The 20,544-nt window shown below is 41.3% G+C and carries 21 protein-coding genes; all 21 read left to right on the top strand.

Features of this window, described 5'->3' with window-relative positions; translation table 11 throughout:
* Positions 1 to 9 precede the first annotated feature (9 nt).
* The 21 genes from sucD to LC036_RS04460 all read left to right on the top strand — a co-directional run bounded on the left by sucD (position 10) and on the right by LC036_RS04460 (position 20,544).
* A complete protein-coding gene (gene sucD, locus LC036_RS04360; RefSeq protein WP_226578731.1) occupies positions 10 to 912 on the top strand; it encodes a succinate--CoA ligase subunit alpha in 903 nt (300 codons plus the stop codon).
* Positions 913 to 980: 68 nt separating this feature from the next.
* On the top strand, positions 981 to 1,844 hold the full coding sequence (gene dprA, locus LC036_RS04365) for a DNA-processing protein DprA (protein ID WP_226578734.1): 864 nt from the start codon (positions 981 to 983) through the stop codon (positions 1,842 to 1,844).
* Between the two features lie 177 nt (positions 1,845 to 2,021).
* Positions 2,022 to 4,097 (top strand): type I DNA topoisomerase, encoded by a 2,076-nt coding sequence (gene topA, locus LC036_RS04370; RefSeq protein ID WP_226578737.1) that lies wholly within the window; start codon positions 2,022 to 2,024, stop codon positions 4,095 to 4,097.
* Positions 4,098 to 4,391: 294 nt separating this feature from the next.
* Positions 4,392 to 5,291: a tyrosine recombinase XerC gene (gene xerC / locus LC036_RS04375; protein ID WP_226579995.1), complete on the top strand. Its 900-nt coding sequence runs from the start codon at positions 4,392 to 4,394 to the stop codon at positions 5,289 to 5,291.
* 5 nt (positions 5,292 to 5,296) lie between these two features.
* Complete coding sequence (gene hslV, locus LC036_RS04380; protein WP_226578740.1) at positions 5,297 to 5,842, top strand: ATP-dependent protease subunit HslV; 546 nt, start codon at positions 5,297 to 5,299, stop codon at positions 5,840 to 5,842.
* Positions 5,843 to 5,853: 11 nt separating this feature from the next.
* Positions 5,854 to 7,251, top strand: coding sequence for an HslU--HslV peptidase ATPase subunit (gene hslU / locus LC036_RS04385; protein WP_226578743.1), 1,398 nt, complete (start codon positions 5,854 to 5,856; stop codon positions 7,249 to 7,251).
* Between the two features lie 26 nt (positions 7,252 to 7,277).
* On the top strand, positions 7,278 to 8,057 hold the full coding sequence (gene codY / locus LC036_RS04390) for a GTP-sensing pleiotropic transcriptional regulator CodY (protein WP_226578746.1): 780 nt from the start codon (positions 7,278 to 7,280) through the stop codon (positions 8,055 to 8,057).
* A 332-nt stretch (positions 8,058 to 8,389) separates the two neighbouring features.
* Positions 8,390 to 8,782, top strand: coding sequence for a flagellar basal body rod protein FlgB (flgB, locus tag LC036_RS04395; protein ID WP_226578749.1), 393 nt, complete (start codon positions 8,390 to 8,392; stop codon positions 8,780 to 8,782).
* A gap of 2 nt (positions 8,783 to 8,784) precedes the next feature.
* Positions 8,785 to 9,237, top strand: a complete 453-nt coding sequence (gene flgC, locus LC036_RS04400; RefSeq protein ID WP_226578752.1) for a flagellar basal body rod protein FlgC — start codon at positions 8,785 to 8,787, stop codon at positions 9,235 to 9,237.
* Between the two features lie 18 nt (positions 9,238 to 9,255).
* On the top strand, positions 9,256 to 9,570 hold the full coding sequence (gene fliE, locus LC036_RS04405; protein WP_226578754.1) for a flagellar hook-basal body complex protein FliE: 315 nt from the start codon (positions 9,256 to 9,258) through the stop codon (positions 9,568 to 9,570).
* A 62-nt stretch (positions 9,571 to 9,632) separates the two neighbouring features.
* The gene (gene fliF, locus LC036_RS04410) at positions 9,633 to 11,240 is read left to right on the top strand and encodes a flagellar basal-body MS-ring/collar protein FliF (RefSeq protein ID WP_226578757.1); all 1,608 of its coding nucleotides are present in this window, start codon (positions 9,633 to 9,635) and stop codon (positions 11,238 to 11,240) included.
* Between the two features lie 12 nt (positions 11,241 to 11,252).
* The gene (gene fliG, locus LC036_RS04415; protein WP_226578759.1) at positions 11,253 to 12,266 is read left to right on the top strand and encodes a flagellar motor switch protein FliG; all 1,014 of its coding nucleotides are present in this window, start codon (positions 11,253 to 11,255) and stop codon (positions 12,264 to 12,266) included.
* The gene (gene fliH / locus LC036_RS04420) at positions 12,250 to 13,008 is read left to right on the top strand and encodes a flagellar assembly protein FliH (protein ID WP_226578762.1); all 759 of its coding nucleotides are present in this window, start codon (positions 12,250 to 12,252) and stop codon (positions 13,006 to 13,008) included. The genes fliG and fliH overlap by 17 nt, the downstream gene beginning before the upstream one ends.
* Positions 13,001 to 14,308, top strand: a complete 1,308-nt coding sequence (gene fliI, locus LC036_RS04425; RefSeq protein WP_226578764.1) for a flagellar protein export ATPase FliI — start codon at positions 13,001 to 13,003, stop codon at positions 14,306 to 14,308. Before fliH ends, fliI begins: the two co-directional genes overlap by 8 nt.
* A gap of 14 nt (positions 14,309 to 14,322) precedes the next feature.
* Positions 14,323 to 14,772: a flagellar export protein FliJ gene (fliJ, locus tag LC036_RS04430; protein ID WP_226578765.1), complete on the top strand. Its 450-nt coding sequence runs from the start codon at positions 14,323 to 14,325 to the stop codon at positions 14,770 to 14,772.
* Between the two features lie 4 nt (positions 14,773 to 14,776).
* On the top strand, positions 14,777 to 15,361 hold the full coding sequence (locus LC036_RS04435) for a magnesium transporter MgtE N-terminal domain-containing protein (protein ID WP_226578767.1): 585 nt from the start codon (positions 14,777 to 14,779) through the stop codon (positions 15,359 to 15,361).
* A gap of 32 nt (positions 15,362 to 15,393) precedes the next feature.
* Positions 15,394 to 18,417 (top strand): flagellar hook-length control protein FliK, encoded by a 3,024-nt coding sequence (locus LC036_RS04440; RefSeq protein WP_226578770.1) that lies wholly within the window; start codon positions 15,394 to 15,396, stop codon positions 18,415 to 18,417.
* A gap of 8 nt (positions 18,418 to 18,425) precedes the next feature.
* Complete coding sequence (flgD, locus tag LC036_RS04445; protein ID WP_226578772.1) at positions 18,426 to 18,884, top strand: flagellar hook assembly protein FlgD; 459 nt, start codon at positions 18,426 to 18,428, stop codon at positions 18,882 to 18,884.
* 9 nt (positions 18,885 to 18,893) lie between these two features.
* Positions 18,894 to 19,262 carry a TIGR02530 family flagellar biosynthesis protein gene (locus tag LC036_RS04450; RefSeq protein WP_226578775.1) on the top strand — a complete coding sequence of 123 codons (369 nt, stop codon included), beginning with the start codon at positions 18,894 to 18,896 and terminating at the stop codon, positions 19,260 to 19,262.
* Positions 19,263 to 19,345: 83 nt separating this feature from the next.
* Positions 19,346 to 20,284: a flagellar basal body rod protein FlgG gene (gene flgG, locus LC036_RS04455; RefSeq protein ID WP_226578779.1), complete on the top strand. Its 939-nt coding sequence runs from the start codon at positions 19,346 to 19,348 to the stop codon at positions 20,282 to 20,284.
* 50 nt (positions 20,285 to 20,334) lie between these two features.
* Entirely contained in the window at positions 20,335 to 20,544 is a 210-nt protein-coding gene (locus LC036_RS04460) for a flagellar FlbD family protein (protein WP_226578781.1), read from the top strand.

Genomic DNA, 20,544 nt, shown 5'->3' on the forward strand with positions numbered 1-20,544 from the left:
GGAAATCAGATGAGTGTATATATTAATAAAGATACAAAAGTTATTGTACAGGGAATTACAGGCTCGACAGCGTTATTTCATACAAAACAAATGGTAGAGTATGGTACACAAATCGTAGGTGGTGTCACTCCTGGAAAAGGCGGAACGGAAGTAGAGGGCATCCCTGTCTTCAACACCGTTAGTGAAGCGGTCGAAAAAACAGGAGCAAATGCTTCTGTTATCTATGTTCCAGCTCCATTCGCGGCAGATGCGATTATGGAAGCTACAGATGCTGAATTAGATTTAGCGATCTGTATCACAGAACATATTCCGGTCCTGGATATGATTAAAGTGAAACGTTATATGGAAGGCAGAAAGACACGCCTTGTCGGACCGAACTGTCCGGGTGTCATTACGCCTGATGAGTGTAAAATTGGTATTATGCCGGGATATATTCATAAGAAGGGCCACGTAGGCGTAGTATCACGCTCTGGTACTCTTACTTATGAAGCCGTTCATCAGCTTTCAGAGGCTGGGATCGGTCAGTCGACAGCTGTCGGGATCGGGGGCGACCCTGTGAACGGAACAGATTTCATCGATGTATTGAAGGCTTTTAATGAAGACCCTGATACAGAAGCTGTCATCATGATTGGTGAAATCGGCGGGACAGCTGAAGAGGAAGCGGCAGAATGGGTGAAACAAAATATGAATAAACCTGTCGTAGGCTTTATTGGCGGACGTACTGCACCTCCTGGAAAACGTATGGGGCACGCAGGCGCCATTATTTCAGGCGGAAAAGGGACAGCAGACGAGAAGATCCGTGTCATGAACGAATGTGGCATTGAAGTCGCTGAAACGCCTTCTGTCATGGGCGAAACCCTGATCCAAGTGTTAAAAGATCAGGATTTATTCGACAAATGTAAAACCCATTAAAATAAAAGTAAACAGTAGAGGCCGTATCGTTTTAGATACGGTCTCAAACTTATGAAAAGAGGTAGCTAATGGATACAAGGAAGCAGCGTTTATTATGTCTGCATGACACGCCCTATGTAACGAGACCGCTTTTAAAAAAGTTATTAAAGCTTGATCCTCATCTCATTACTCCTTTCTCTATAACCCCCAGACAACTTTCGCAGATGGTACCTATCCCCATTACACGTGCAGAAAAAATCATTCGTACTGTACAAGACCCTAATATAATGAAGAAACTCGACAAATATCAGCAAAACTATACTTTATTGACATGGTTTGATCCACAGTATCCCGCTTCTTTGAGGTCCATTCCGGATCCCCCTCTGGTCTTATATGTTCAAGGAAACCTGGATATTTTGAACACCTCTTCTTCTTTAAGCGTTATCGGAACCCGCAATCCCTCCCCCTACGCTTATCCGGCTATGAGATTAGTGCTGACTCCTCTCATTCAACAAGGCATGACCATTGTAAGTGGAATGGCTAAAGGAATCGATCAGTATGCCCACACACTCAGCCTGGAGTATGGAGGAAGGACAATGGCAGTTTTAGGCTCTGGTTTTCACCATATTTATCCACGAAACAATCTTTCTTTGTATAATCAAATGGCGAAAGACCATATAGTAATTAGTGAATACCCACCTGATCGACCCCCAAAAAGATATTACTTCCCAGAGAGGAATCGCATCATATCAGGATTGACCCCTTCCACATTTGTTATTGAAGCAAGAATGAAAAGCGGAACGATGATTACAGTAGACCAGGCTTTAGAGCAGGGGAGAAGTGTTTATGCCCTTCCAGGCCCCGCAGGAAGCCTAACCAGTGAAGGGTGTCATTACTTGATCAATGAAGGGGCTAAACTCGTGCATACACATCATGACCTTATGAATGAATGATTTGAAAAATTTGAATAATTCCATAGAAAGGTGTTACAGTCTAGGGGAGTATTGGACGGTTTTAAGACTTTTTTGAAAAAAGTTTGTTTGACAAACGGTTTCATTCTATTTAATAATAGGGAAGATTTATTTTATGAAAAACTATAAACAGAAAACACCTCTATGGGAGGAACCTATATGGCAGATTATCTTGTAATTGTAGAATCACCTGCAAAAGCTAAAACTATTGAACGTTATTTAGGAAAAAAATATAAAGTAAAAGCTTCACTTGGACATGTCCGTGATTTACCAAAAAGTCAGATGGGCGTAGATGTGGAGAATGAATTCGAACCAAAGTATATTACAATCCGCGGAAAAGGCCCTGTCCTTAAAGAATTAAAAACCGCAGCAAAGAAAGCCAAGAAAGTCTATCTTGCAGCCGACCCCGACCGTGAAGGGGAAGCAATCGCCTGGCATTTGGCACACAGTCTTGATATTGATGACCAATCTGAATGCCGAGTGGTTTTTAATGAGATTACAAAAGAAGCGATCAAAGATTCGTTTAAACAGCCGAGAAGCATTGATTCAGACCTGGTGGATGCCCAGCAGGCCAGACGTATATTGGACAGGCTGGTAGGTTACAACATCAGCCCTATTCTATGGAAAAAAGTGAAAAAGGGTCTAAGCGCCGGCCGTGTACAATCGGTGGCTGTTAAAATTATCATTGACCGTGAAAACGAAATCAAAAGCTTTACCCCGGAAGAATATTGGACCATTGAGGCTGATTTTCTAAAAGAGAAAGAAGCATTTGAAGGTTCTTTTTATGGCATTGATGGAAAGAAGCAGGATCTTAAGACACAGGAAGATGTTGAAAAGATTCAAAAGCGTATGAAAGGCAAAGACTTCTCCGTTGACAAAGTGAACAAACGGGAAAGAAAAAGAAATCCGTCCCTTCCGTTTACCACATCCTCTTTACAACAAGAAGCCGCACGTAAATTGAATTTCAGGGCTAAAAAGACGATGATGATTGCACAGCAGCTATACGAAGGAATTGATCTTGGCGGGAAGCAGGGGACCACAGGTCTGATTACGTATATGCGTACTGACTCGACAAGACTTTCCAACTCTGCAAAAGATGATGCTAAACAGTATGTGGAAAATAATTTTGGCAAAGAGTATTTAGGACAAAGTAAAGCAGCCAAGAAACAAGAAGGGGCTCAGGATGCTCACGAAGCCATTAGACCAACAGGCGCAGACCGAGACCCGAAATCTATGAAAAGTATTTTATCAAGAGATCAATACCGTTTGTATAAATTAATCTGGGATCGTTTCATCGCCAGTCAAATGGCTCCAGCCGTTCTGGATACGATGACCGTGCACTTATACAATGAAGGTGTTGAATTCCGTGCTACAGGTTCAGAAGTCAAATTTAAAGGATTTATGAAGGTTTACATTGAAGGCCGTGATGATAACAAAAAAGAAAAAGACAAGCTACTTCCGCACTTGGAAGAGGGCATGACGGTCAAAGCAGAAGAGATTAAGCCTAACCAGCATTTTACTCAGCCGCCTCCGCGGTACACAGAAGCACGATTAGTTAAGACGCTAGAAGAACTTGGCATCGGTCGTCCGTCCACTTATGCCCCTACGCTCGATACGATCCAGCGAAGAGGTTATGTAGCGTTGGATAACAAACGGTTTGTTCCGACCGAACTTGGTGAGATCGTCCTAGATCAACTAAGAGAATACTTCCCGGAGATCATTGATGTTGATTTCACAAAAGGAATGGAAGATGACCTTGACGCCATCGAGGATGGCAAAGAGGAATGGGTAAATATCATCGGTCAGTTCTATCAAGGATTCCAGCCAAGGCTTGAAAAAGCTGAACAGGAAATGGAAGAAATTGAGATTAAAGATGAACCTGCTGGAATTGACTGCGAAAAATGCGGGCACGAGATGGTCTATAAAATGGGCCGCTATGGGAAGTTCCTCGCCTGCTCCAACTTCCCGGAGTGCCGAAATACAAAGCCGATCCTTAAAAAAGTTGGAGTGACTTGTCCTGAGTGTAAAGATGGGGAAGTCGTTGAACGCAAGAGTAAGAAGAATCGCAAATTCTTCGGTTGTGAAAATTATCCAGAGTGTGAATTTATATCCTGGGATAAGCCGATCAGCCGTCCTTGTCCGAAGTGTGATTCACTTCTTGTTGAAAAGAAATCCAAAAAAGGTACACAAATTCAATGTACGAACTGCGATTATAAAGAAGAGCCGCAGTCCTGACCTGGTTATATTTTCAAGAGTCTATGACTATGCTTATAGTTGTAGACTCTTTTCAATTTTTTAATTGACACTAAGGTATTAGAACGCTATAATTACGCTTTGGTAAGTCTACATACTTGACAGTGTACGAAGCAGACGAGAGTATTGAATATAAGAACAATCATAGATCAATGGGAATAAATGTTTGTTGTTGGAAACAATTCAGAATTTTGTTACATTTTTATTAAATCCATTGTTATATGAATCGATGGTGTGATAAAATTTAAGCGCCTTTGTGAGGTGAAGGATACAGCGATGCAGTCCTTTAAAGATTCATTTATTGAATATCTTCAAATTGAAAAGAACGCGTCCCCTTTGACAGTGAAACATTATGGAAGAGATATTGAGGAATTTTATGAGTTCTTAACATCCGAACACCTGACAATGGAACAATGCGACTACTCAGTCATTCGAGCTTTTTTAACAAGGCAGTATGAAGCCCAGTATTCAAGAAAAACAATTTCCAGAAAAGTGTCAAGCTTGCGAAGCTTCTTCAGATATTTAGAACGTGAACAGTTTATGAAACAAAACCCTTTTATAAATGTGTCTTTACCTAAGGCTGAGGCGCCGATACCGAACTTCTTTTATGAAGAAGAGTTGGAGCGTCTTTTTAAAGTGAGTGACCTTAACACACCTCTTGGTCAAAGAAATCAGGCATTGCTTGAGATTCTTTACGGCACGGGGATCCGGGTAAGTGAATGTGTCAAACTCAAACTTGAGGATTTAGATTTTTCATTAGGTACAGCTCTAGTCTACGGAAAGGGACGTAAAGAGAGATATGTGCCATTTGGTCAGTTTGCCAGCGAAGCATTGCTCCGTTATATCGAAGACGGCCGGGAAAGTTTAGCCGCTAAACGAAAGGATCAGACCAAATATGTATTTTTAAATGCAAGAGGAGGTCCTTTAACGGCTGACGGCATTCGGCTGGTATTAAATAAGATGGTGCAGAACGCTTCATTGACTATTGATATTCATCCCCATAAATTGAGGCATTCTTTTGCTACACACCTGCTGAATGAGGGAGCAGACCTACGTTCTGTTCAGGAACTGCTGGGTCATGAACATCTCTCATCCACGCAGATTTATACGCATGTGACCAAAGATAGACTTAGGAATGTATATATGAACAGCCATCCAAGAGCGAATAAGAGGTGAAGGAAATGGATCAACAATTTCACGCGACTACGATATTTGCCGTTCAACATGATGGGAAATGCGCGATGAGCGGTGATGGACAGGTAACACTCGGGAATCAAGTAGTGATGAAACATAAAGCTAGAAAAGTACGCAGACTTTTTAATGATCAGGTTCTTGCCGGTTTTGCAGGCTCTGTAGCTGATGCTTTTACTCTTTTCGAAAAGTTTGAAGGTAAGTTGGAAAGCTATGACGGAAATCTAGCGAGAGCATCTGTAGAACTTGCAAAAGAGTGGCGTAGTGACAGAGTGCTTCGTAAACTAGAAGCGATGCTTATCGTTATGGATAAAGAAAACATGTTTCTAGTGTCTGGAACTGGGGAAGTCATAGAACCGGACGATGGTATTCTGGCGATAGGTTCCGGCGGGAATTTCGCTTTAAGCGCAGGCAGGGCACTTAAACGCTATTCTCCTGAACAGTCTGCTCCTCAGATAGCAAAAGCAGCCTTGGAGATTGCTGGAGAAATTTGTGTGTTTACAAATGATCAAATCATATTAGAAGTTCTCGAATAGGGGGGCAGAAGATGTCTTTAAATTTAACGCCTAGACAAATTGTTGAGAAGCTTGATCAATATATTATCGGACAAAACAGTGCAAAGAGATCGGTGGCCATTGCACTTCGGAATCGTTACCGCAGAATGCAGCTTACAGATGAACTGAAAGATGAAATTGTACCGAAAAACATCTTGATGATGGGCCCGACAGGTGTAGGTAAGACCGAAATCGCACGCCGTCTGGCCAAGTTGGTAGGAGCACCTTTTGTAAAGGTTGAGGCTACAAAGTTCACTGAAGTTGGTTATGTTGGCCGTGACGTAGAATCTATGGTCCGTGATCTTGTTGAAATGTCTGTTCGAATGGTGAAGGAAGAAAAAATGGAAGCTGTGAAAGATCGGGCTGAAGAACAGGCGAACAAACGCCTTGTAAAACTATTGGTTCCTTCGAAAAAGAAGCAGAACAACAGTTTCAAAAATCCATTTGAAATGATTTTCAATCAGGGCAGCCAGCAGGAAAATGAGCCGGAACAGAATCAGGAAGAGACTGAAATTGAAACAAAGCGAAGTCGAATACGACACCAGCTTGATCTTGGTGAACTTGAAGATCACATGGTAACGATTGATGTGGAAGAATCTCAGTCTTCTATGTTCGATATGCTTCAAGGGTCAGGCATGGAGCAAATGGGAATGAATATGCAGGATGCTTTCAGCCAGTTCATGCCTAAGAAAAAGAAAAAGAGAAAACTCCCGGTTTCTGAAGCCCGCAAAGTGTTAACACAGGAGGAAGCAGGCAAGCTGGTTGATATGGACGAAGTCGGTCAGGAAGCTGTGGCGAAAGTCGAGCAGGCCGGCATGATCTTTATCGATGAAATTGATAAAGTTGCTGCTAAAGGGGATAATCAGGCAAATGTATCCAGAGAAGGTGTACAGCGTGACATCCTTCCGATTGTTGAGGGTTCAACCATCGTTACAAAATATGGCCCTGTATCAACCGATCATATCTTGTTTGTTGCTGCAGGTGCCTTTCATATGGCGAAGCCGTCCGATCTTATTCCGGAGCTGCAGGGTCGCTTTCCTATTCGTGTAGAGCTGAATAAATTAAGTGTAGCTGACTTTAAGAATATCTTAACGGAGCCATCAAACGCACTTTTAAAACAATATAAGGCATTACTTCAAGTTGAAGGTATAAAGGTTGAATTTTCTGACGATGCTATTACTAGACTCGCAGAAATTGCCCATGAAGTAAATCAGGAAACAGATAACATCGGAGCCAGAAGACTTCACACAATTTTAGAGAAACTTTTAGAAGACCTATCCTTTGAGGCGCCGGATGTTATGATGGAAACCATCGAAATTACACCACAGTATGTAGACAGTAAACTATCATCTATTGTTAAGAACAAAGATCTCAGCCGGTTTATTTTATAGGTTGGATCTACAAGGAGGAAATGCACATGAATTTATTAGATCGTGCACGTAAAATCAATGCTATGCTGCAAAAGACAACAGGGAAATCTGTAGACTTTAACGACATGTCTGCCACATTAGGAGACGTCATCGAAGCCAATACATTTGTATTGAGCCGTCGTGGTAAATTGTTAGGGTTTGCGATTAACCAGGAGATTGAAAATGAGCGCATGAAAGACATGCTTTCTCAGCGTCAATTTCCACAGGAGTACACACAGAATCTTTTTAACATCCAGGAAACGACATCAGATATCGATATCGATAGTGAATACACGGCTTTCCCAGTAGAAAATCGTGAACTGTTTGAAAATGGTCTGACAACTATCGTGCCGATTATTGGTGGGGGTCAGCGTTTGGGAACACTTATCCTAAGCCGTCTAAATGGTAATTTTAATAATGATGACCTTCTTTTAGCGGAATATGGTGCTACTGTTGTTGGAATGGAAATTCTACATGAGAAAACAGAAGAAATTGAACAGGAAGCAAGAAGTAAAGCTGTTGTTCAAATGGCAATCAGCTCCTTGTCCTATAGTGAATTAGAAGCTATTGAGCATATTTTCGATGAACTTGAAGGCAATGAAGGTCTTCTTGTAGCAAGTAAAATCGCCGATCGTGTAGGCATTACAAGATCTGTTATTGTTAATGCACTTCGTAAACTGGAAAGTGCCGGAGTTATTGAGTCTCGTTCCCTAGGTATGAAAGGAACATATATCAAGGTATTAAATAATAACTTCCTGCTTGAACTACAAAAACTTCGTACGAATTAATAAAAAAAAGCCGCTACGTTAAACGTAGCGGCTTTTTTTATGTTTGAACATAAGAAAAACATCACTTTTTTTAAAAAAACAAAGGTGATTTACTGAAATGAAGACTTTGTATACTATTCGACAAGAATTTATGTAATAATGTTCATTATGGTAGTAAATTCGACAATTGTCAACATTACCCATTTATTTAGGTTTTTAAACATAGGACATCTGTACGGTTTGTAACACTCTTGTAAAAAACTGATGATTTGTATAGACAAAGACGTTTAAATTTTTCTACAATTAAGGTTGTGAATTCTTAGATTTGTCGAATAAAGGATAGGAGTGATAGGATGAATCTTTTTAACGACACCTTTACGTCACTTGAAAAAGCGCTGAATTATACTTCAGCTAAGAACAGAGCAATCTCTGATAATATCGCAAATATAGATACTCCAGGTTATCAGGCAAAAGAAGTTTCTTTTAAAAGTGTTCTGGAGGAAGAACAAGCTTCTTTTGAAACGAAAAGAACTAATGCCAGACATTATGCTTTTAATCAAACGGGGACCCCTTCATTGCATACATTTACAAGCACCAACAGAATGTACAACCATAATGGAAACAACGTAGATGTTGATAAAGAGATGAATGAATTAGCGCAGAATCAAATTCAGCATCAGGCTCTTGTTGAGCGCTTAAATGGGAAGTTTAAAGGCTTGGAGTCTGTTCTGAGAGGAGGGAACTAAAGATGAGTATCTTTCAAGCTATGAATGCTAGTGCAAGTGCTCTTACTGCACAAAGATTAAGGATGGATGTGGCTTCTTCAAATATTGCGAATGCCAACTCAACGCGTGCCACCATTGATGAAGATGGAAATTGGGAGCCTTATCGAAGAAAAATGGTTGTATTTCAATCAGCTGACTCAAACTTTTCCCGGTACTTACATAATGAATCCGTATCAACAAATGCCAGTAGTGGCGTAAGAGCAACTAAAATCACTGAGGATCGTGAACCATTTAAGATTGTTCATAACCCAAACCACCCTGATGCAAACGAAGATGGTTATGTAGAGGTACCCAATGTCGACCCATTACAGGAGATGGTCGATATGATGAGCGCAACGCGATCTTATGAGGCTAACGTAACAGCAGTGAACGCTTCAAAAAGTATGCTTATGAAGTCACTTGAAATAGGAAGATAACGAAAAGGAGAATGTTTTATGGCAGATATCCAATCCGCACCCTTATCCTCTACCCTTAATTTAAAACCCTTAAACTCACAGTGGAATAAAGCTGTCTCACCTGGTGAAGCACAGGCAGCTTTTGCCACCCAGCTGAAAAAAGCTGTTGACGGCATTAACAAAGCGCAGGTCACTTCGAATGAGAAAACGAAAGCTCTTGCAAGAGGTGATATCAATGATTTACATAATGTTATGATTACATCCCAAAAAGCAAGTATTACAATGCAGACGGCTGTAGAAGTACAAAGTAAAGTCATTGATGCCTATAAAGAAATCATGCGCATGCAGGTATAATTGGACAATGGATAATCCGCACTACACTATTCGCTTAGTTTGTGCTTTTTTTGGGGGCAATTATGAAAGAAAAAATAAATTTATATAAAGAGCGGTTTTTATCCTTTTGGAAAAGCCGTAATACGTCACAAAAAGGACTGATGATCGGATCTGTTGTTATCTTCTTTATCCTCCTCAGCCTTGCGGGGGTATGGGCTTCGAGTTCTAAGATGGTTCCTCTATATAAGGATTTGTCTTTACAGGAAGTCGGGCAGATAAAAACAGAACTTGATTCTCGTGGTATTCCCTATGAGCTGGACCAGGGAGGTGCGAGTGTGCTCGTCCCTGATGCCGAAGCTGAGGGGCTGCTTGTTGATTTAGCTGCTGCAGGTATCCCAAACAGTGGAACAATCGATTACAGCTTCTTTAGTAACAACATTTCGTGGGGAATGACGGATAATGAGTTTGATGTAATAAAGCTTGATGCGACACAGACTGAACTGGCTGATTTGATTACCGGCATTGAAGGAATACAAGATGCAAAAGTGATGATCAACATGCCGGAAAAAGAAATGTTTGCTTCTGAAGTGCAGACGGGTGCTTCAGCTTCTGTGGTTTTACATATACAACCAAGCTATCAAATGGACAATGCAAAAGTAGAAACACTCTATAACTTAGTTTCAAAGTCTGTTCCGCAATTGTCTAAAGATAATATCGTCATTATGGATCAGAACTTTAACTATTTTGACAATAATAACCCTTCACTGGATCAAGGAAATGCGTATACATACCAGCAAAGTGTAAAAAAAGATATTGAAAAAGATATGAAACAGGACCTTCAGCGAATGTTGGGAATGATGATCGGACAGCAGAAAGTAGTGGCGACCGTGACCGCTGATATTGATTTCACTAAAGAAAATCGCGTGGAGGAACTGGTTGAACCGGTTGACCCGGAAAAAATGGAAGGGTTACCTGTAAGTATTGAGCGTATTGAAGAAACCTATGAGAATGGAATTCCTGAAGGCGGAGTTCCAGGTACGGGTGAAGAAGACATTCCTAACTACGAGGCAGGCGAAGCTGGTGGTTCAGGTGATTATGAAATGAATAAAGAAACCATAAACAATGAATTTAATCGCATTAAAAAGAATATTGAAGAAAGTCCGTATAAGGTTAGGGATTTAGGTATACAGGTTGCTATTGACCGTACTAAAGGTATTAATGAAGACGGGAGCATCCGATATTTATCCGCCTCAGAACAACAGACGGTGGAGGAGAGTGTTCAATCGATTGTCAACTCAATGATTTCAACCTCTATAAATGGAGAGTACGGGGAAATCGATCCAGCCGGTAAAGTATCGATTGTATTTCAGGAGTTTAATGGAAGTACGCAGTTTTCTGAATCAGAAGCTGATCAAGGTATTCCAATGTGGGCGTATGTGTTGGGAGCGGCGTTAGGGATTATTATCCTTGTCCTGGTCTGGCTGTTAATACGTAGAAAACGATCAGAAAGTGAAGAGGAGTACGTCTTCTACAGCAATCCAGCTGAGGAACCTGCAGAACAGCAGAAAATACCGGAAATTAAAGAAAAAGAAGACGAATCCACGAAAAAACGTAAGCAGCTGGAGAAGATGGCAGAAGAAAAACCGGAAGATTTCGCAAAACTATTACGGTCTTGGATTTCTGAAGATTAAGGAGGACCAAATATGTCCTTAAAGAAAGAAGAACTAACTGGAAGACAAAAGGCGGCAGTGCTGTTAATTTCTCTTGGACCTGATGTGGCTGCACAAGTCTATAAACATTTAGATGAAGAAGAAATTGAACAGCTTACATTGGAAATATCATCTGTCCAGAAAGTAGATGCGAAAAAGAAAGAAGCGATACTGGATCAATTTCACCAGATTGCTTTAGCACAGGATTACATTTCTCAAGGTGGAATCGGTTATGCAAAAACGATTCTTGAAAAGGCGCTCGGGGCAGATGAGGCGTCCAATATTATAGGGCGCTTAACTTCTTCCTTGCAGGTGAAACCTTTTGATTTTGCTCGTAAAGCTGACCCTCATCAGATTTTAAATTTTATACAAAACGAACACCCGCAGACAATAGCTCTTATTTTATCCTACTTGGATGCTGAACAGTCAGGACAAATTCTTTCTGAACTGCCTCAGGAATTACAAACGGATGTGGCCAGACGGATCGCCACCATGGATTCGACTTCACCAGAAGTAATTAGTCAAGTAGAACAAATCCTTGAAAAGAAGTTGTCAACGACAGTGACTCAGGATTACACAGAGACTGGCGGAATCCAAGCAGTTGTTGCAGTACTGAATGGAGTGGATCGCAGTACGGAGCGGACCATCCTTGATTCACTCGAAATCCAGGACCCGAATCTTGCTGAAGAGATTAAAAAACGGATGTTTGTATTTGAAGATATTGTAGCGCTGGATAATCGTGCCATTCAGAGGGTGGTACGTGATGTGGATAATGATGATCTTCGTCTGGCATTGAAGGTGTCCAGTGAAGAAGTGAAAGAGGTTGTCTTTACGAATATGTCCGAACGTATGGCAGAAACCTTTAAAGAAGAGATGGAATTTATGGGTCCTGTGCGCCTGCGGGATGTTGAAGAAGCACAGACAAGGGTTGTTTCTACTATTCGTCACCTTGAGGATGTCGGAGAAATTGTAATCGCAAGAGGCGGGGGAGATGACATCATTGTCTAACTATAGTACATCCACCTCTGGAAGATTAATTCAAATTAAACAGATCCATCACGAAGAACTGTCACATGAACAAAAGGCAGAAGGTGACCTGCAGGAATTGGAACTTCGTATAAAAGAGGCAGAACAATCGCTGGAGACTCTGGAAGCTAGAAAACTGGAACAGGTGAAGCACGCGAAAAAAGAAATTGATGCCCAGAGAAAGGCTTGGGAAGAAGAAAAGAAGATCATTCAAAATGAAGCCTATCAAATTGGATTTGAGCAGGGATTTTCCAAGGGGAAGGAAGACGGGCTCCTTTCCTATCAAAACAAGATTAATGAAGCAAACGATGTCGTGTTAAAAGCAAAAGACATGCAGAACAGGATCGTCAAGAATGGAGATACAATCATCCTGGACCTTGCCCTTCGGAGTGCTGAAAAAATTTCTCATCAAAAATTCCATCAAGAGCCAGAAACCTTTATGCCGATTGTCAAATGTCTGGTTCAAGAAAAGCTGGATCAACCTGAGATTATTATTTCTGTAAATCCCGCACAGTACGGACTCCTGCATGATCAACTAGAAGAACTTCAGTCTCTTGTTTATCATCATGCTCAATTGACGCTTTATGCAAAAGATGAATTAGCTCCCTTTTCATGTCGTATTGAATCTCCATCAGGGATTGTGGATGCCGGTATTGATAGTCAGCTGAGTGAATTAAGAAAAAAATTGATGACTGCTGCAGATGAGGGGATGACAGATGAATAAGCAGGCCTTCATGGATATCATTGACCAGACGGATACATATAAACGTTACGGCAGGATCCATAAGGTTGTCGGTTTAATGATTGAATCAAAAGGGCCTGAAGCTTCCATTGGAGACTTATGCTACATTCATCCTCCCTCTCAAAGGATTAATCCTATCCCGGCTGAGGTTGTCGGTTTTCATAATGAAAATATCCTGCTCATGCCATATCAGGAAGTGAGAACGATAAGCCCCGGCAGTCTTGTCGAAGCTACAGGGGACCCTCTTAAAGTTAAGGTCGGAATAGGTCTGATCGGTAGTATTTTAAATGCTGTCGGTGACCCGCTGGATGGCAGTGATCTGCCGAAGGGTCTAAAAGAATATCCGACTATGCAGGAGCCCCCAAATCCTCTTTCCCGCCCTCCTATTAATGAACCTATACAAGTGGGAGTGAGGGCAATTGATGGTCTCTTAAGTGTAGGAAAAGGCCAGCGGGTCGGGATTTTTGCGGGAAGTGGTGTCGGTAAGAGTACATTGATGGGCATGATCGCGCGAAACAGCTCTGCTGATATAAATGTCATTGCTCTAATAGGAGAACGTGGGAGAGAAGTCAGGGAATTCATTGAAAATGACTTAGGGGAAGAAGGGCGGAAACGTTCCATTGTCGTAGTCGCTACTTCTGACCAACCTGCCTTAATGAGAGTCAAAGGAGCTTATACAGCCACAGCCATTAGTGAATATTTCAGGGATCTTGGATATAACGTAAACCTTATGATGGATTCTGTTACTCGGTTTGCAATGGCTCAGCGGGAAATTGGATTAGCTACAGGAGAACCTCCGACAACGAAAGGCTATACTCCTTCTGTTTTTGCTCTGCTCCCAAAGCTTCTTGAACGGACAGGATCCAGCAGAAATGGAACAATCACCGCCTTTTACACTGTTTTAGTAGACGGAGATGATATGAATGAACCTGTCTCAGATACTGTTAGAGGAATCTTAGATGGTCATTTTGTTTTAGATCGTAAATTTGCTGAACAAGGCCATTTTCCAGCGATTAATATCCTTAGGTCCATTAGTCGTGTCATGAAGCAGATTGCATCCGATTCCCACAGAGAAGCGGCAGAAAGGTTAAGATCATCCCTCGCCACTTATGAAACCAATGCCGAACTTATTCAGATTGGTGCATATAAAAAAGGTTCCAGCAAAGATATCGATCAAGCGATTCACGATCACTCCTCCATTATGAGTTTTTTAAAACAGGGTGTATACGAACCTTCAAGTTTTGAACGTTCGGAAGAAGACTTAAAGCTTTTGTTTAAATAGGATGTGATGAGAGTATGGCAAGTTTAAAAACTTACGAGAAAATTAGAGATTTACGGGATAGAGAAAAACTTGATAAGCAGCGAAAATACCAGAGTGATATGGAAAGCTTTGAAATGTATGCTCATCAACTCTATGAAGCATTAAAAAAGAAAGAAGATGCTGTCAACCAGTTTAATGATCAACTTTCAAAGGGTGCAGTAGAAGTCCAGTCTTTTATCCATCATCAAAAACATATTCAGCACTTGGAGAACGTCATCCAATCTTTGCAGCCTTCAGTTCAGCACGCAAGGGTAAAAATGCAGCAGTCACAAGAAGCGTTATCCAATGCCCATGTAGAAGTGAAAAAGTTTGACAAAGTGATTGAAAGAAAGGAAGACCAGCAATTACAGATGTTAAAAGATCAGGAAATACAAGCGATGGATGAACTGTCCTTGCAGCAGTTTTTAAACTATCAGAATAGGTGATGTCATGGCGAAGAATATTCAGAACAAGGAGACAAAAGGGCGTTCATTTTTAAAAGTTTTAATAGCCATTGGCGTTCCAATGATTTTCCTTTTAACTATAACGTTTATTATTTTGACACTTATGGGTGTGAATGTGGTAAAAGAGACAGAAAAAATAGCGCAAAAAATGCCCGTCATTTCTTCTATCCTGCCTTCTGAGGAAACGACAGCATCATCGACTGAAGAGTATGATCGTCTTCAGGCTGTCATTGCTAATCAAGAAGCGGAAATTGAACAGTTAAAGCAAGAAGCAGATAACAAAGATGCGAAAATTGAAGAAAAAGATCAGCAGTTGATGCAATTAGAAGCTGATCTAAAAGAAAAAAACAGCTCGGAAGAGACGACGGAAGAGAACGAAACAGCCCAGGTATTAGCGGCTTCCTTTGAAGAAATGGATGCAGAACAAGCTGCTCCTATTTTAGAGAACATGACAAAGGAGCAGGCAGTGTTGGTTTTAAACGAAATAGCGAGTGAAGAGCGTGGAGATATACTTGGTCAGATGGAGGCAGAAGCAGCTGCTGAAATGGCTGGCTTATTATTGATAAATTAACGACCATTTTTTGAAAGGGGGTGAAAAAACAAATGACAAATATCCTGCCATTTCTCACATCTTCATCCAATAGTCACCTTGCTGGAGGTAAAAACAATTCAGAAGGAAAGGAAGGGATGACCGCTTTTTCAGAACTCTTATCCCATCTTCATGCATCTGAGCAGGAAGGTAGCGGTTCGGGTGTGACTCTATGGAGTGCCGTAGATAGGAAAAAAGCTTTAGAATCCTTAGGCCCTTTCATTCACATCGATGATCCGCCGCCCATTAAACAAATGGGGATTGATCAGAAGGGAAGTCCGATTGAAGCGGTTGAGAGGCAGCTTGTGGATTCCATCGAATCTGTTTCTTTTTCCTCTCTTAGAAGCGTATCCAATGTTTCCGGCAGAGCAACAAAAGAAGGTGGAGCACTCACTTTAGGAACGCATATACATAATTTTCGGCCACAGCAGAGTGATGACCCTTCTTCTTTATTAAATGACTATGGAATTGTTAAAAGTGGAAATTTATTAGAACCTGAACTTCTAACGTCTATACTTCGAGAAGATGGAGATGTCTCAAAAGAGATGGAGGACCTTCAATCAGACTTAGTAAATCTTATTGGAGCGTGGGATTCTTCTTCATTGAAAGCTGAGGATGTTAAGAAAGCTGAAAATATCTTAGCGGATATTACCCAGCTTGTTCAACAAAAGTGGAGCCCTTCAGGCGATACTTTCAAGGGAGATCACCCAGAAAAGCAGATGGAGGGGATCAGTGGAAAACTGGAGCGTTCATCTATATATAGGACACCAGCACTCCCTATTAAAGGCACACCATCATTAGTCCAACCGGCGGAGAGATCAGATGATCTGCAAAGTGATGTATTCCATAAGGCTGCATCATGGGATCCTGCTTTGTTGAAAGTTGAAGACCTTAACGAATTGGAAAACCTCTTAGCTCAAATGGTGCAGATAGTGGAAAGGACAGCTGCCCTGGACGATTCTTTTAGAGAAGAAAGCCTCTCTGGTTCAGGGGAAACCCTGATAGAGTACTCCTCTTCCCGCAAAGCATCAGATTCAGAAGTTGAGACTTTCCTGCTCGACGCTGTCAGATCAGTCCGCAGTGAGAGTTTAGAGGAATCCGGAGGAAAAGGTGATAATCCGGTACTTGAAGCGAACCTTACTAAAGTAGAAAGGTTCGAAGCATTTATATCTAGTTTAATGAACCTTATTGAAACATGGGATCGTTCGTTTTTAAAGGAAGAAGAAGTCAAGGAAATGAAGAACCTTTCAGCTCAAATGGTTCAGCTGGTGAAACGTGTAGAAGCCACAGACAATTCTTCCAACATAGAAAACACATGGGGTTTATCGAACCAGGTCAATGCAGCGGAAGGAACACTCATGAAACAACCCCCTCCCCAAAAAGTAGTAGGGGCAGAAGTTGAAAAAAATACAGGCATCCAACCAAACAGCCCTGAAGAATTGGTGCAATACAGAGTAATAAAGGCCAATAAACCGGTTACACAAACAAACATTGGTGTAGCACAGAAGTTGGAAGTATTTAAATCTGATCTAATACACATGATTGCGTCATGGGATTTATCATCGTTGAAAACAGACGAGCTCAGCAAAGTGGAAGCTCATCTGACGGAGATGGTTCAATTCGTTGGAGATGCAGATCCCGCAGGTGATTTTGCAAGTGAAAAAAATATTCAGGAGGGTCTCAGGTCCGACTTAATAAACCTGGCCGCCGTCTGGAATGAATCTTCTCTGGATAACGAGGACTTACAGAAAGTTGAGAATTTATTAATCAAGGTCGAAAAACTTATGGGAGATTTAAGTTTTATTGACGACTCTTCCATGAAAAGTACGATTCAAAAGTTATGGAATCAGGTGAAAGATCTAAGTAAAACAGATGTTAATCTACAATCCTCCCAAGACACTGAGTCATCTCATTTAACAATGGAGCAGGCAGAACTTAGTAATGGGGAGAAAATGAAGGCGATATCCTCCATCCTTCAAGAGTTGAGCAGCTTATTAGTGAATTCTCACGCCCATGCACCAGGCAGGGTAACTGAAGGTCCCTTTAAAGAAAGGGAGATGGCACTTGCAGCCAGCATCCCTGTGGAAATAAATCCAGCGCAAAAGGAAATTGGAAATCATTCCGCTTCTTACACTTCCTCTCACTCGTCTGACAGACCCGCGGTGGAGGGCGCTTTAAATAAACTGTGGAACAATTTTCAAAGAGTAATAGAAACTGTTTCCACGGATGAGAGGTCCATAGGGAAACTAGGATCAGAAACAAAAAGTCTCATTCAAGAGTTCGTCAAAATAAAAGCGGCCGTAAGCCAGGATCCCAAACAATGGAGTCATTATTTGGAACGAGTGTTTCAAAAAGGCACGCACCAAGAGCAGCAAGTCTTTCAAAGATTAGTGAACACGTATCAAAATAAAACGAAAGTACCGGTAACGTATCAACAACAGACTCCTGTGACAGGAGCAGAGGTGGCTAAATGGCTGAAAGATTCTGTCCGGATTATAGATAATAACCAGACCTCTTTCAAAACAGAAGAAACCGGTCAGCAGCCCGTCACACCTATGACAAAAGTTGAACAATGGACATTACAGACATCGCTTGGCAGAGAAAACGCATCTAGTTCAAAACCATGGATGCAGGAGCTTGAGCAGATGATCCACTCCAGCCGATTTTTAATGAACAAACCAGGGCAGAAAGAGCTTCATATTCAGTTGAAGCCTTCAAACCTAGGTGATATGACCATTAAATTAATTCAGGTGAACGGAGAACTTCTTGTGAAAGTATTGGTGAATACTCAGGCTGCAAAAGAAATGCTTGAAGGTAATATGAGTCAGCTGAGGCATATGTTTTCTCCGAATCAGGTGATGGTTGAAAAGAACGATTCAACATTTAATCCGCAGTCGTTTATGCAGGAAGGATCTAAAGAAGAAAAGGAATCGTCTGATGATCAAAGACAAAACCAGCTATATGAAGTCACCGACGAAGAAAATGAGGCCGAAGAAGATGGGACATTCCATGAATTATTAATGAACGAGAAAGTATAGGTGGTTACATGACATCCATTGATCCTTCTCTATATTTGAAGAATCAATCAACGATAAAGACAGGAAGCAGTACTCTTGGAAAAGATGACTTCCTGAAAATTCTTATGACACAGATACAAAACCAAAACCCGCTTGACCCCATGAAGGATAAAGAATTTATTTCTCAAATGGCTCAATTTTCAAGCTTGGAACAAATGACAAATATGTCGCAGGCACTTCAATCGTTTACAGACAACCAAAGTTTACCCCCTTTGATGACCTATAGTGGATTAATCGGCAAGGAAGTTGCCTTTCCCGTCGTAAATCCTGATACAGGTATAGTTGAAACGGAGAAGGCGGGAGTGGTTCATGCCGTCAATCAAAAGAATGGCAGAACCTATTTAGAATTAGAATCAGCAGAAATGGTACCGGTAGAAGATATTGTGAAAGTAAGTGAACTTCCACCAAGTGAAGGAGAAAGAAAGTAGGAGATTTCGATGGATCCTCGCATCCATTCCTTGCATAGACCACTAGTGATCCCGGGCAAAAACCACCCGCCACAAGGCAGTAGAGGAGCATCTTTCCAGGAGGTCTTACAAGAGACTCAAGGCATTAAAATCAGCAAACATGCTAAGAAACGCCTGGTAGATCGGAATATTTCAATATCAGATTCTTCCTGGAGTCAAATTGCTTCTAAGATGAATGAAGCGAAAGAAAAAGGTGTGACAGATTCTCTGGTAGTTACTAAAGATGCAGCTTTATTGGTGAGCACGAAAAATCAAACCGTAGTTACAGCATTAAGCCGTGAAGAATCAAAAGCTCAAATTTTCACCAACATTAACGGAACGATTTTTATTAATGACTAGGCTGGACCCTTACCTGGGAGGCCTTAAACCAGCACGGACCGATAGAAGTGACTGGTCAAACTAACAAAAAAAGGATGTTTTAAATGCTACGTTCACTATATTCAGGCGTTTCTGGAATGAAAGGCTTTCAAACAAAGCTGGATACGATTGGAAACAATATTGCTAATGTTAACACCTACGGGTTTAAAAAGGGCCGCGTGACGTTTCAGGATACGATGAGCCAAACGATCTCAAGTGCTCAAGGTCCTGTAACTAATGGTAATGATGACGCTAGAGGTGGTTTGAATCCATCACAAGTCGGTCTTGGTTCCCAAATTGGTTCCATTGATACCATTCATACGCAGGGAAATCGTCAGACAACGAATCGTCCGTTAGATTTAGCGCTTGAAGGGGATGGAATGTTTGTACTTGCTGAATCTGGAACTGCAGGCGTTAACGTAGGTGGAAATATTGCGGACTTGGAAAAGGTTCAATTGAGTTTTAGTAGAGCAGGAAATTTTTATCTTGATAATGAAGGAGCGATTGTTAATAACAATGGAAAATACGTAGTAGGTGAACCATACACCGAAGTAGCCGACGGAGACAATACAGCTTCAGGGTCAGCGGGAGCAATTACTATTCCGGAAGATGCACAAAGTTTTAGCATTCAAACAGATGGAACGATTAATTATATAAATGCCAATAATGAAGTGAAAGTTGCAGGTAAATTAAAACTTGCAAATTTCTCTAACCCTGGTGGTTTAGAAAAAATAGGTGGTAATGAGTTCCGTGCCACTCAAAACTCAGGATTCATAAGTGCAAATGGTGAAGCACAAGATGAACTCAATACTTTTAATGATTTATCCAATGCGGGTGAAAATGGAACTGGTCAAATGGTTTCCGGTGCGCTCGAAATGTCTAACGTAGACCTTGCTGATTCCTTCACAGAAATGATCACATCCCAGCGAGGATTCCAGGCAAATACAAAAATCATCACCACATCAGATGAAATCTTACAAGAACTTGTTAACCTGAAGCGATAGCAGGGGGGAGTAACGGAGGGGGGATTTTTTGCACCCCTCTCTACCAATCTATGATTACATTGACGAAATTAAATGGACAGTCTTTTACATTAAATGCAATCTACATAGAACAGGTTCAATCCAACCCTGATACTACAATCCTGACGACATCCGGGAAGCTGCTTCTCGTTCAGGAGACAGAACAAGAAGTGACAGATCTGGTCTTGCGTTTCTACCAGAATATTGGGTTGATCAATGGTGTAAATAAGGCAGGTGGGTAA

The sequence above is a fragment of the Halobacillus litoralis genome (assembly GCF_020524025.1).
Lineage (GTDB): Bacteria > Bacillota > Bacilli > Bacillales > Halobacillaceae > Halobacillus > Halobacillus litoralis_D.

Coding starts and splice junctions, on each gene's coding strand:
- sucD (WP_226578731.1), top strand. CDS start 10: ATGAGTGTATATATTAATAAAGATACAAAAGTTATTGTACAGGGAATT.
- dprA (WP_226578734.1), top strand. CDS start 981: ATGGATACAAGGAAGCAGCGTTTATTATGTCTGCATGACACGCCCTAT.
- topA (WP_226578737.1), top strand. CDS start 2,022: ATGGCAGATTATCTTGTAATTGTAGAATCACCTGCAAAAGCTAAAACT.
- xerC (WP_226579995.1), top strand. CDS start 4,392: ATGCAGTCCTTTAAAGATTCATTTATTGAATATCTTCAAATTGAAAAG.
- hslV (WP_226578740.1), top strand. CDS start 5,297: ATGGATCAACAATTTCACGCGACTACGATATTTGCCGTTCAACATGAT.
- hslU (WP_226578743.1), top strand. CDS start 5,854: ATGTCTTTAAATTTAACGCCTAGACAAATTGTTGAGAAGCTTGATCAA.
- codY (WP_226578746.1), top strand. CDS start 7,278: ATGAATTTATTAGATCGTGCACGTAAAATCAATGCTATGCTGCAAAAG.
- flgB (WP_226578749.1), top strand. CDS start 8,390: ATGAATCTTTTTAACGACACCTTTACGTCACTTGAAAAAGCGCTGAAT.
- flgC (WP_226578752.1), top strand. CDS start 8,785: ATGAGTATCTTTCAAGCTATGAATGCTAGTGCAAGTGCTCTTACTGCA.
- fliE (WP_226578754.1), top strand. CDS start 9,256: ATGGCAGATATCCAATCCGCACCCTTATCCTCTACCCTTAATTTAAAA.
- fliF (WP_226578757.1), top strand. CDS start 9,633: ATGAAAGAAAAAATAAATTTATATAAAGAGCGGTTTTTATCCTTTTGG.
- fliG (WP_226578759.1), top strand. CDS start 11,253: ATGTCCTTAAAGAAAGAAGAACTAACTGGAAGACAAAAGGCGGCAGTG.
- fliH (WP_226578762.1), top strand. CDS start 12,250: ATGACATCATTGTCTAACTATAGTACATCCACCTCTGGAAGATTAATT.
- fliI (WP_226578764.1), top strand. CDS start 13,001: ATGAATAAGCAGGCCTTCATGGATATCATTGACCAGACGGATACATAT.
- fliJ (WP_226578765.1), top strand. CDS start 14,323: ATGGCAAGTTTAAAAACTTACGAGAAAATTAGAGATTTACGGGATAGA.
- LC036_RS04435 (WP_226578767.1), top strand. CDS start 14,777: ATGGCGAAGAATATTCAGAACAAGGAGACAAAAGGGCGTTCATTTTTA.
- LC036_RS04440 (WP_226578770.1), top strand. CDS start 15,394: ATGACAAATATCCTGCCATTTCTCACATCTTCATCCAATAGTCACCTT.
- flgD (WP_226578772.1), top strand. CDS start 18,426: ATGACATCCATTGATCCTTCTCTATATTTGAAGAATCAATCAACGATA.
- LC036_RS04450 (WP_226578775.1), top strand. CDS start 18,894: ATGGATCCTCGCATCCATTCCTTGCATAGACCACTAGTGATCCCGGGC.
- flgG (WP_226578779.1), top strand. CDS start 19,346: ATGCTACGTTCACTATATTCAGGCGTTTCTGGAATGAAAGGCTTTCAA.
- LC036_RS04460 (WP_226578781.1), top strand. CDS start 20,335: ATGATTACATTGACGAAATTAAATGGACAGTCTTTTACATTAAATGCA.